The sequence below is a fragment of the Roseivirga sp. 4D4 genome, assembly GCF_001747095.1.
In the GTDB taxonomy this organism is placed as follows: domain Bacteria; phylum Bacteroidota; class Bacteroidia; order Cytophagales; family Cyclobacteriaceae; genus Roseivirga.
Genome location: NZ_MDGP01000001.1, coordinates 588228 through 600953, shown reverse-complemented (window position 1 = coordinate 600953; position 12726 = coordinate 588228). Strand labels below are relative to the sequence as shown.

Annotated in this window: 8 protein-coding genes; 7 read left to right on the top strand and 1 reads right to left on the bottom strand. The window is 41.9% G+C overall.

The features are described 5' to 3' along the window. Positions 1 to 336 precede the first annotated feature (336 nt). From BFP97_RS02560 to BFP97_RS02540, 5 genes are all read left to right on the top strand, one after another. Entirely contained in the window at positions 337 to 2280 is a 1944-nt protein-coding gene (locus BFP97_RS02560; protein WP_069840913.1) for an alpha-1,4-glucan--maltose-1-phosphate maltosyltransferase, read from the top strand. Positions 2281 to 2289: 9 nt separating this feature from the next. After that, entirely contained in the window at positions 2290 to 3912 is a 1623-nt protein-coding gene (locus BFP97_RS02555; RefSeq protein ID WP_069840912.1) for a hypothetical protein, read from the top strand. A 2-nt stretch (positions 3913 to 3914) separates the two neighbouring features. Further along, on the top strand, positions 3915 to 5867 hold the full coding sequence (glgB, locus tag BFP97_RS02550; RefSeq protein WP_069840911.1) for a 1,4-alpha-glucan branching protein GlgB: 1953 nt from the start codon (positions 3915 to 3917) through the stop codon (positions 5865 to 5867). A 12-nt stretch (positions 5868 to 5879) separates the two neighbouring features. Next, entirely contained in the window at positions 5880 to 8303 is a 2424-nt protein-coding gene (locus BFP97_RS02545; protein WP_083262393.1) for a DUF3536 domain-containing protein, read from the top strand. Between the two features lie 231 nt (positions 8304 to 8534). Then, complete coding sequence (locus BFP97_RS02540; RefSeq protein WP_069840909.1) at positions 8535 to 8930, top strand: hypothetical protein; 396 nt, start codon at positions 8535 to 8537, stop codon at positions 8928 to 8930. 150 nt (positions 8931 to 9080) lie between these two features. Here the strand turns inward: BFP97_RS02540 and BFP97_RS02535 are convergent, their stop codons facing one another. Then, positions 9081 to 9389 carry an isoamylase early set domain-containing protein gene (locus BFP97_RS02535; protein WP_069840908.1) on the bottom strand — a complete coding sequence of 103 codons (309 nt, stop codon included), beginning with the start codon at positions 9387 to 9389 and terminating at the stop codon, positions 9081 to 9083. 243 nt (positions 9390 to 9632) lie between these two features. Here BFP97_RS02535 and BFP97_RS02530 point away from each other — a divergent pair, with 243 nt between their 5' ends. Together BFP97_RS02530 and BFP97_RS02525 are read left to right on the top strand one after the other, a co-directional pair. Continuing rightward, positions 9633 to 10613, top strand: coding sequence for a GSCFA domain-containing protein (locus BFP97_RS02530; RefSeq protein WP_069840907.1), 981 nt, complete (start codon positions 9633 to 9635; stop codon positions 10611 to 10613). Beyond that, positions 10606 to 12642, top strand: coding sequence for a thioredoxin domain-containing protein (locus tag BFP97_RS02525; protein ID WP_069840906.1), 2037 nt, complete (start codon positions 10606 to 10608; stop codon positions 12640 to 12642). Before BFP97_RS02530 ends, BFP97_RS02525 begins: the two co-directional genes overlap by 8 nt. Positions 12643 to 12726 lie beyond the last annotated feature (84 nt).

The following is a 12726-nucleotide window of genomic DNA, read 5'->3' as shown; positions in this document are numbered from 1 at the left end:
TCTCCTTACATTTCACCTATTCACCTCCTCACTTCATTACCTGTTCACCTTTCACTTCATCACCTCTTCACATTTCACCTCATCACTTCTACCCGCTCAAAGCAATCCAACCGACAGCCAATATCCTTTGAAGGAAGTAAGAAATACTGCCAACCTGAGTTCTTAATCCTTCACCCTAAAACCTTCCCTCTTCAAATAGGCAACCGTTTGCACAATAATTCATAAGACAAGGCTTGAATAGCCCATCAATTTTGCCTTATTTCCCACTGAATCAGAAGATTAATTCGCCAGAATTGAACAAAAATCAACCTGTAACCTCCTAGCTATCTCCTTATCATGAAATCAGGGCAAAAAAGAGTAGTCATTGAAAACGTTTCCCCAGAAATCAATTGTGGTCAACATGCGGCAAAAAGAACTGTCGGACAGACTTTTCAAGTAACCGCTGACCTACTGGCTGACGGGCACGATGTACTCAATGCGCACATCAAGTATAAAGTTGGCAATGCCAGAAGCTGGAAGTACGCTCCAATGCATTTCGTAGAAAACGATGTTTTCGAAGGTGAATTCACCGTTGAAAAGCAAGGGAATCATACCTATACAGTAGAAGCCTGGGTAGACTACCCCCTCACTTGGCAACATAATATCGAGCGTAAAATAGCTGATCAACAACACGTGGATGTCGAACTGTTAGACGGTATCCAATACTTGGAGACTGCCTTAAAATCAGCTCAGGGAGAGAAGGAATATTTAGAAGAACTGATCGAAGCCTTCAAGAACCCTGAAGCTTACAATTATGCCATTGCGGAAGCGCAGTCCAAAAGACTTCATGACATCTTCCATGGCAATCCTACCAAGGAATTTGCTACAACATATGACAAAGAACTTCCACTCTACGTAGACCGTAAAAAGGCACTCTTCAGTACTTGGTATGAATTCTTCCCAAGGTCTACTGCGAAAAAAGAAGGTAAGCATGGAACCTTCAAAGATTGCCTGGATGTAATTCCTTATGTCAAACAACTCGGTTTTGATGTCATCTACTTCCCTCCGATTCACCCAATCGGGACGGCACATAGGAAGGGGAAAAACAACACTACCACGGCACTACCAGATGACGTAGGTGTGCCATGGGCAATCGGCAATAAAGAGGGAGGTCATAAAGACATCCTACCCGAACTTGGCTCGCTGAACGATTTCAAAAAGGTGATCAAAGCGGCTGCCGAAAACGGTATTGAAATCGCACTAGACTTTGCGCTGCAGTGTTCTCCTGATCATCCTTATGTGAAAGAGCACCCAACCTGGTTTAAGTGGAGACCTGACGGCACCGTTCAGTATGCCGAAAATCCACCTAAAAAGTATCAAGACATCTACCCGATCTACTTCGAATCAGCAGATTGGGAGCCTATGTGGGATGAGTTTATCAGCATAGTCCTCTATTGGAACAAACTGGGGGTAAAAATCTTTAGGGTTGACAATCCGCATACGAAACCGTTTGGTTTTTGGGAATACCTCATCGCAGAAGTGAAGAAGGTGGATCAAGACGTTCTTTTCCTTGCAGAAGCCTTTACCAAACCGAAAACCATGCAGCGTTTGGCTAAAATCGGTTTTAGCCAAGGTTATACATACTACACCTGGAGAAACAATAAGGCTGAGCTCATTGAATACATGACTGAGCTTTCGAAAAGTCAAATGAAAGACTACTTCAGACCGAACTTTTGGCCCAACACGCCTGATATCAATCCCTGGATGCTTCAGGGGGGAAACGAAAACCTCTACATCATCAGGCATATGATGGCGGCAACGCTTTCTTCTAACTATGGCATGTATGGCCCGGTGTATGAGCAAATCGATAATGCAGCCTACATTGGTAAAGAGGAGTATCTAAACTCTGAAAAGTATGAAGTAAGACAGTGGGATTGGACAAAGACCAACAAACTGACTCAGTTGATCACCAGAATCAATCAGATCCGAAATGAGCAATCAGCATTCCAATACACCAACAATATTGACTTTTGCAGCATAGAAAACGATCAAATACTCGCTTATTTCAAACAAAGCGAAGATGGTGAGAATAGCATTCTATGCGTTGTAAACCTCGACCCATATAATAAGCAAGGAGGTTGGGTTCAGGTACCTCGCCATAAAATGGGCATCTCGGGAGATACCCCTATGCGCATGACCGATTTAGTGACAGGTAACAGCTATATCTGGAATCAAGAATGGAATTTTGTCGAACTGGATCCTTATCAGGTTCCTTACCATATATTTTCAATTCATTACTAATTTGTAGCTATGTCAGGCAAAGCGGTAAAATCTAAAGTAAGCTGGCAACAGCACTTTGAGGAAGAATCATTCAGAACCCAACTGAGTAATGAGGTACTGCCTGCCTATATGATGACTACCCGTTGGTATGCAGCCAAAACTCAAAAAATCAAAACCATAAGGATAGAGCAGTACATGCCATTTCTTATGGAAAATGATGATCTGGCCTACTTCATCACTATTGAAGTTAACTTTGAAGCGGGTTTTACGGAGTACTATTTTATGACCCTTGCCTTCGTCAGTGATATGATTGAAATCGAAGAAAAGGGGAAAGTTCATCAGACAGAAATTGAAGGCAAAAAAGGGTGGATCATCGATGCACTCTATTTTGAAACGTTTAGAAAATCTCTCTACGATCAGATCATTTCACAAAAGTCTATTAGTAACGGATCGACCAAGCTCGTTTTCGAACGCGGCAAGGTGCTTAGGTCAAGTCCTCCTTATACGAGCTCAAGGGTAATGGGCTTTGACCAGAGCAACACCTCCATAGAATATAATGGACAGTTCTTCTTTAAGGTATATAGGCGTCTCTTCCAGGATGACAATCCAGATTTAGAACTCACAAAATTCTTATCCGATGACAGCGACTTCAAGAACAGTCCCAAATATGGTGGAAGTATTAGTTGGATAAAAAACGAATACGCTACCCTATCCATCGGCATTATGCAGGAAAAGGTAGAAAACATAGGAGAAGCCTGGAACCACACCTTGGATATGATGAAGGGTTACTTCGATCGTATTGAAGCGACCGAAATTGATGTAGCGGATATTCAGGCCATCCCAAGTTTTAGTTTCAACAGCCCAGACGAATTAAAATCAGATTTTAGACTGTTGATCGGTGATGATGTCCTCTCCAAAGTAGAACAAATGGCCCTTCGTGTAGCAGAAATGCATGTGGCGCTATTCAAAAACAAGGTTGACACAAAATTCAACCCGATACAGTTTAATGGTGACTATACCGTTTGGCTAAAGAACCGAATCATATATCAGCTGAATGCCAGATTTATCTTGGTTGAAGAAAATATCGACAAACTGGAAGGCCTGGCTCAACAGTATGCCGAAGACTTTGTAGCGGAAAGAGAAGAGATCACGGCTCGCTTTTTGGCCTTTGATGAAGTAGAGCTTAACAGTAGTCGAATAAGAATTCATGGAGACCTCCATTTAGGGCAAATCTTAATGACCGAAGCGGATGATTTCTACATCATTGACTACGAGGGTGAGCCTGAGAGTACAATTCGGGATAGAAAGGTAAAGCAGACACCATTGAAGGATGTAGCAGGGATGCTCAGAAGTTTTCACTATGCAGTCTATGCGACCATCTTCGGATCTAAGAACAACTTCAGGTTGTCTCAAGACGAACTCTTTCAGGCAGGAGAAAAATACTACCAGGCCATTTCTGCAGTATTCTTAAACAAATATGTCACGACTGCGATGAGCGACAATTTGGACATTGGATACCAGTCCGAAATCAAATACCTATTGAAATATCACCTGCTGGAAAAAGCAGTGTACGAAATTGGCTACGAACTAAAAGCCCGACCTGATTGGGTCATCATACCATTGACCGGAATCAGACAAATATTAGAAGATTAATTATGGAACAACATCAACATACCACTGCACACTCTTTAATGACAGACTTTGATGGTGAGCTGTTCAAGTCTGGCAAGCACTTTAAACTCTATGAAAAACTAGGGTCGAAGCTGATTGAAGTTGAAGGCAAAAAAGGAACTCAATTTTCCGTTTGGGCTCCAAATGCAGAAAAAGTGCAAGTCATTGGCGATTTCAACCACTGGAATGGTGATGGTTATGAATTATACCCTAGATGGGATGGTTCGGGTATCTGGGAAGGCTTTGTACCAGGAATCGAAAAGGGAACCGTATATAAGTATAAGATCCATTCGAACAACTATGGCCAAATCCTCGAGAAAGGCGATCCATTTGCCATCCACTGGGAAGTACCTCCGAAGACCGCCTCAATCGTATGGGAGATAGACTATAAGTGGAAAGACAGCAAATGGCTGAAAGCCAGAAAAGAAAAAAATGCCCTTGACCAACCCTACTCTGTATATGAGGTCCATTTGGGTTCGTGGAAAAGAAAAGAAAACGGTGAATCGCTGTCCTATAAAGAGCTTGCAAAAGAACTGGTGAATTACACCAAAGAGATGGGCTATACGCACATCGAATTCCTCCCGGTAATGGAGCACCCTTTCTTTGGGTCATGGGGCTACCAATGCACGGGTTATTTTGCACCTTCTTCCAGGTACGGTACGCCAGAAGATTTCATGGCCATGATAGATGCCTTCCATAAGGCTGAAATCGGAGTTATTTTGGACTGGGTACCATCTCATTTCCCAAGTGATGCGCATGGACTGTTTAATTTTGATGGCACTCATTTGTATGAGCACGCTGATCCGAGACAAGGGTATCACCCAGATTGGAGCTCGTACATTTTCAACTATGGCCGAAGTGAAGTCAGGGCATTCTTGATCAGTAGTGCTATGTTTTGGCTCGATACCTTCCATACGGATGGTTTGCGTGTAGATGCTGTAGCCTCAATGCTCTATCTAGACTATTCCAGAAAAGAAGGTGAATGGATTCCAAATGAACACGGTGGAAGAGAAAACCTAGAAGCCATTTCATTCCTCAAAGAACTGAACGAGACTGTATACAGTGAATTGGAAGGAGTTCAAACCATTGCGGAAGAATCAACTGCATGGCCAGCAGTATCCAGACCAACCTACCTTGGCGGCTTAGGTTTTGGAATGAAATGGATGATGGGCTGGATGAACGATACGCTAGAGTATTTCAAGAAAGATGCTTACTACCGTCAGTACCATCAAAATGACATTACTTTTAGCTTGAATTATGCCTTTACTGAGAACTTTATGCTACCCCTTTCTCATGATGAGGTGGTACATGGTAAAGGCCCTTTGATTGACAGAATGCCTGGAGATGAATGGCAACGATTTGCGAACCTTCGCCTCTTGTATGCTTATATGTATACCCATCCGGGAACGAAACTAGTATTTATGGGAGGCGAAATAGGCCAAACATCAGAATGGCAACATGACTATTCAATCCCTTGGGATTTGTTAGAATTCGATCCTCACAAAGGCATGAAAGAGTTTACCAAAAGCCTTAATCACCTTTACAAAGGTGAGGCTGCACTCTATGAGCACAGTTTCAGTGCCGAGGGCTTTGAATGGATTGAGTTGAATGATCATCAAAATTCAGCATTGAGCTATATCAGAAAGGGTAAAAACCCTGAAGATGATATTGTGGTTGTTTGCAATTTCACCCCAGTTGTTCGTGAAAGTTATCGGATCGGCATTAATGGTGGTGATTGGGAAGAAGTATTTAATTCAGATGATACCAGTTTCTGGGGCAGCGGCATTAAGAACGCAGGCGTTATTAAATCAGACAAAGAACCACAACACGGCAGACCAAGTTCTTTAGACTTGAAATTACCACCACTTGCGGTAGTGATGTTCAAGCAAGTCAAGGCTAAACCCAAAGCTGCTAAGAAAACAGTAAAGAAAAAGTAGAATAAGCGATTGATGGATAGGTATTTATGTATTCACGGGCACTTTTATCAGCCCCCGAGAGAAAATGCCTGGTTGGAAAAAATAGAAATACAGCCGAGTGCATTTCCATATCATGATTGGAACGAAAGAATTACCAGAGAAAGCTACTACCCTAATGCTTTTTCAAGGGTACTGAACGATCAGGGAAAGATTATTGACATTGTCAATAATTACTCAAAGATCAGTTTCAATTTTGGCCCTACCCTATTGTCATGGATGGAACAACATGCGCAAACTACTTATCAAGCCATTCTTGACTCTGATAAGGAGAGCATGCAAAACTTTGGTGGCCACGGTTCTGCTGTCGCACAGGTATATAACCACATGATCATGCCTTTGGCCAATCGCAAGGACAAAGAAACACAGATCATCTGGGGTATTGAAGATTTTAAAAAACGTTTCGGGCGGATGCCTGAAGGCATGTGGCTAGGTGAAGCCGCGGTGGATACTGAAACCCTCGAACTGATGAATGACCAGGGAATTAAATATTCTCTATTAGCCCCAAGGCAAGCCGCTCGATATCGTAAGATTGGATCAAAAGATTGGATAGAAGGCATTGATCCAAATAAGCATTACAGCTACAAATTGCCCAACGGTGAACGCATAGCCCTCTTCTTTTACGATGGTCAACGATCCCAAAATGTTGCTTTCAAAGGTATTCTCCAAGATGGAAGGCGTTTTGCCGAAGATTTAATGGAAGGCTATCGCGATACGAATGAAAGAGAATTCGTCCATATCGCAACCGATGGCGAGAGTTACGGTCATCACCATAAGAATGGCGATATGGCCCTTGCCTATTGCCTCAGGTACATTGAAGAAAACGACCTCACAAAGCTCACCAACTATGGCCAGTACCTTGAAATGTTTGAGCCAGAGTACGAGGTTGAAATTCATGAAAACAGCTCTTGGAGCTGTGTTCATGGCGTAGAGCGTTGGCGCAGTAACTGTGGCTGTCACACCGGAGGTGAAGGTCACTGGCACCAAAAATGGCGGGAACCATTAAGAACAGCGCTAGACAATGCCAGAGATCATATGATTGATATCTATAAGCGAGGAGTATCAAAATTTACAAATGATCCATGGGCGATGCGTAATGATTATATCCGTGTAATTATGGATAGGTCGAAAGCAAACGTGTCACAGTTCCTTAAGCGCCACATCAAGGAGACGCTCAGCGATGATGAAAGAACTCATGTCATGCGAATGCTCGAAATGCAACGTAATGCCATGCTGATGTATACGAGTTGTGGATGGTTCTTTAATGACATTTCGGGTATTGAGACACTTCAGATCTTGCAATATGCTTGTCGTGCCATTCAATTAGCAGAGAGCGAGTCAGATCAGCAGTTAGAGGACAAATTTCTCGAGGATCTGGCTAAAGCCGAAAGTAATGTGGCGAGTGAAGGCACTGGAAAAGACATCTACCTCAAACATATTCATCGCTATCAGCTATCACTGACACAGGTAGGGATGCACTATGCCGTAGCATCTCTATTTGCAGATAACCCACAGAGTTTGACAGTACTTAACTATGACTGTAAAAGTATCTTCTTTGAGAGAAAGAGTGCCGGCCTTCAAAAGCTGGCCTATGGTACGACTGTAGTTAACTCAAAAGTCACCACTTCAAAAAAGGAATTCAGTTTTGTGGTTATCTATCTAGGGCAACACCACTTGATTGGAGGTACTTCTAAAAGACTATCTAAAAAACAGTTTGAACCGATCTCAACGGCATTGACACATGCCTTCGAGCGCAGTAATGTGGCTGAAGTTGTTGATATCATCAAAGAAAAATTCAGGGCTCACACCTTCTCTTTCTTTGGCATGTTCAAGGATGAGCAGATGAAGCTGGTAAACCAATACTTAAAACAAAGTGAAGAATTGGCTTATGATTCCTACAGGAAGATTTATGACCGCAATTATGGAATCCTTAACGTAATGAAAGGTCAAAAGCTCCAAATTCCACCTACTCTGAAGCAAAACATTGATGATGTCATTAACATTGAGTTCAAAGACCTTTTTACCAATGGCCATTTTAATATTGAGCGGATGGAAGAATTGGTGGATGAAACCCTCAAGTGGGACGTCAAATTGAACAATGAGCTGATCAGTGCTAAGTTAAATACCAAACTGGATGACATGTTCGGCCAATTTGAGCAAGACAATGACATTTCCGTATTGGACAAGATTCTCAAAGCACTTAGGCTTTCCAAAAGAGTAAGCCTCAACCCATTGCTCGTTAACTTGCAAAACGATGTATTTGAGTTGAGCAGAGACTTTCTTTCAGGCAGTAAACTTCCTGTAGATGGTAATCAAGTGATTCTGGAAACTCTCGAACAGATCGCTGTAGAAATAGGAGTTGATCTGAGTTTTATCAAAAGTCAAACTGTAAACGCATAATTTGGGTGCTAGTAAGTTCCGTATCCTTGGAACTTACTAGCATCGTTCAAGTATCCACTTGAGGAGCCTTTCTCATAAAGTGTGCTAAAAGCAATCAACATGTGTACGTTTTTAGTACACAATAAATCGTTCAAAATCGTTCACTCAATTTTAAGTAATTGATTATCAATAACTTGCAATTCTTGGCACAGGCATTGCAAACTATTGGGCAGGTCAGTAAAAACAACAATCATGAAAAGCCCAATAGTCAACAAAACAAAAAACAACAGTCGCTCAAACGTTCGCAACTTCAGTGCAATCATCGCAGTTGTACTTGCAGCGGTAACATTACTTCAAGCTAGTAACGTCAAATCTAACGAGCTTGAAAATCGTGAGATGTCCATGCTAGAAGTCGAGTTAATCTCTGAAATCGATCAGTTCTTCGCTGAAGAAGAACTTTCTCTGGAAGAAGAGATCGTTATGGAAATGGAAGAAGCTGCAGATTTAGAAATCAGCGTTTATGACAACGATAACAATCTGTTAGCCTCTGGAAACCCTGAAAACAACGCAGAACTTAGAAAACTTGTGAACCAAGCAGATTACTTAAGCAGCTTTGGTAGCAAGGAGTATTACAGAATCACTAAATAAGCTCACAAAAGAATTTATCGGGGTTAAATATTGGTTGTAAGCCGGTCGAAAGATCGGCTTTTCTTTTGCCTAAAAATGAAAAAGCGGTCGTCAAGGCAACGACCGCTTTAGAGCTCTCAACGAGAACCACCTATGGATTTTTAAAGAAGCTTAAACTGTAACTACAGAATTTTCCTCGTATGTGAAGTTATTCGGCACATACTTGTCCGCTTCCCAATCATTCTCCCAAGTTTGACCGTCAATCAAGTATCTAAACTGATACTCCTTACCTGTTTCCAGTTTAACAGTCGCTTTGAAAGCACCTGATTTCAATTTCTTCATTTCGACTGCGGACTCATCCCAATCGTTGAACTCACCTACCACGGCTACTTTGCTTGCTTCAGGAGCTACTTCAGCGCCTAATTGAAAAGTTACGTTAGCCTCTGGCTTAGTTTTTAAGTATTGTTTCTTAATGCTCATGTCAAAAATAATTTCCTAAACAAAGGTTGACTGAATCCGAAACGAGCACAAACATGTGATCAAAAAAATGGTGAAACGTTTGCACAGAAAAAGGAGGATAACTCACTATAAAACAGGCAATTCTAAATAACAAACGTTTGTTTTTCATTTAAACATAGGCAACCGATTCCACTGTCTCATCACTTTCACAAAGGGCTTTTCAAAAAGGCAGGCTCAAGCCAAAAAGATAAAGTATCTTTGATCATGTTTCGAACAGAAATTGAGCAGCTCAGAATACCTTTCTCAATTGATCATAAGGATCATTTGATTACGCTAGGAAGTTGTTTTTCAGATGAAATAGGTCAACGACTATCTCTAAACAAGTTTGAAACATTAGTCAATCCATTTGGCACCATTTTCAACCCACTATCAATCTTTGAACTGATAGATATGGCGATGGAACCCTCAACTTTATTAGAGGAGGCCGTCCTGAGCAGAGATGGGCTCTACTTTAACTATAAACTCCACTCATCATTTAGAAGCGAAAACAAAGAGAGTCTATTAGAAACAATTCAGAGTCAGCTAAATGAATCAAAGCAATGGCTTACCAAAGCAAAAATCCTGTTTCTCACTTTTGGTACAGCTTGGGTCTACCGTACCAAAGACACTGAAATGCTAGTAGCCAACTGTCATAAACAACCACAGAAAAAATTCAACAAAGAGTTAATCAGTGTAGAAGAAATTATGACAGGCTTCATGACTATGAAGGAAAGCCTACAAGAAGTAAATCCAGACCTTCAAATCGTTCTGACTGTCAGTCCTATTCGACATACCAGAGATACGCTTAGCTTAAATGCTACGAGCAAAGCAATACTTCGGCTGGCCTGCCACTATCTTTCTGAAATGGCCGAAGATGTCCATTATTTCCCTTCCTATGAGATCGTGACTGATGATTTACGAGACTATCGGTATTACAAAAAGGATTTGATTCACCCTAACGAACAAGCGATCGATTATATATGGGACTTCTTCGTGAAGACGTTCTGCTCATCCGAAACGAAAAAGACCTTAATAGATTGGCAAAAAATCCAAAGAGCCCTTTCACACAAACCTTTCAATCCAAAAGAGAAAAAACATCAAGATTTTCTTCGTCAAACATTGGCAAAGCTTCAAAACCTACAGGGTCAAATAAGGTTAGAAGATGAAATAGAAAGTATTAAAGCACAATTGGCAACGAATGGCTAACAAAGCATTTACCAACAGGCTCGCAGAAGCTTCATCTCCATACCTATTGCAACACGCCCATAACCCAGTAGACTGGTTCCCTTGGGGAGAAGAAGCACTGGAAAAAGCTAAGAAAGAAGACAAACCTATCATCGTAAGCATAGGTTATTCGGCCTGCCATTGGTGCCATGTAATGGAACGTGAGAGCTTCGAAAATGAAGACATTGCCGCTATTATGAACGAGCATTTCGTGTGCATAAAGGTAGATAGAGAAGAAAGGCCTGATGTAGATCAAGTATACATGGATGCCGTTCATGCCATGGGACTCCAAGGAGGTTGGCCATTAAATGCATTTCTCCTCCCCGATCAACGCCCTTTTTATGGAGGGACTTATTTCCCACCCCAAGGCTGGGCACAACTTTGTAACCAGATTGGTAAAGTCTTCAAAGAACAACGTAATGAGCTAGAGAAATCTGCAGCCGGTTTCATGCAGACTTTGGGCCGAAGTGAGGTTGAAAAGTACGGACTCAATAGTACCGAAGAGCAATTCACGAAAGATAAGCTCTCAATGATGGCCAAAAAGTTTGCCGAAAACTTTGACTTAAATAAGGGTGGCAACAATCGAGCACCTAAGTTTCCAATGCCGGTAACCTATAGATTTCTCTTACGCGAAGGTGTCATTAATCAAAATCAAGAATCTCTCGATCATGTGGAGAGAACACTGAATCACATGGCCTGGGGTGGTTTATATGACCAAGTTGGGGGTGGATTCACCAGGTATTCAACAGACATGGACTGGTTTGTGCCTCACTTTGAGAAGATGCTTTATGATAATGGTCAGTTGATGACACTTTATAGTGAAGCCTTCCAAGTATTCAAACATCCACTCTATAAACAAACCGTTCTGCAGACCATCGACTGGCTGGAACGAGAAATGACAAGTCCTGAGGGCGGCTTTTATTCAGCCTTAGATGCTGATAGCGAAGGCGAAGAAGGAAAGTTCTACCTATGGAAGGACATCGATTTTGAAACGCTCCTCGGACCAGACGCAGAGCTAATGATCGACTACTATAACATCACATCTGGAAACTGGGAGCCGAATAAGAACATTCCTTTTAGGAGTACTGCGAATGAAGAATTTGCCACAGCTCATAATATTGGAATCGATGAGCTTGAAGACATTGTCAGATCAACAAACCTCAAATTGCTTCAAGCCAGAAGCGAGCGGGTAAGACCTGGACTTGATGATAAAATATTGACGGGATGGAATGGTCTGATGCTTAAAGGTCTCTGTGATGCGTTCGCAGTCTTTGGAGAAGTTAGTTTCCTAAAATTGGCCCTAAACAATGCTCACTTCTTGCTGGAGAACATGCACTATGAAGGGCGACTCAAACGGAACTTCAAAAATGGGAAAGCTTCTATTGATGGGTATTTGGAGGATTATGCTGCGGTTATTCAGGCTTTCATTGCCCTTTATGAAGTTACCTTTGATGAAACCTGGTTGCAGCATGCCGATCGACTCGTCAAAACTACGTTGACTGAATTCTATCATCCTGAAGAGGAGCTATTCTTCTTTACTGCCAATTCTGCTGAAGCCCTTATTGCTCGAAAGAAAGAGATTTTTGATAACGTCATTCCTTCTTCGAATGCCTTGATGGCTACCAACCTCTATCACCTCGGAATGTTACTTGAACGCCAAGACTATATCGACAAATCCGACATCATGCTGAAAAGGATTGATAGAATTGTCACCATGGCACCACAGGATCTAGCGCATTGGGCTACACTTTATACCCAAAGGACCTACCCCACTGCAGAAATAGCATTAGTCAGTGAGCATCCGGCACAAGACATACACGCTCTCCATGATAGCTTCATTCCTAATCGCGTCATAGTAGGAAAGAAACCCGGCTCCCATTCAAGCCTACCCTTGTTAGAGAGTCGTGAGCTCGTGAATGAGCAAACCACCTTCTACCTATGCTATAACAAGGCCTGTCAGCTACCCGTAAATGATCCAAAACAGTTAATGGAACAGCTCTCAACTCCTTGAGCATCTTAGGGATTGGAATTATTTTGTATTAGGGTTCACTTTCAATCGAATTACCCTTACTTTCAAACTCTTTAGATTCAGGTT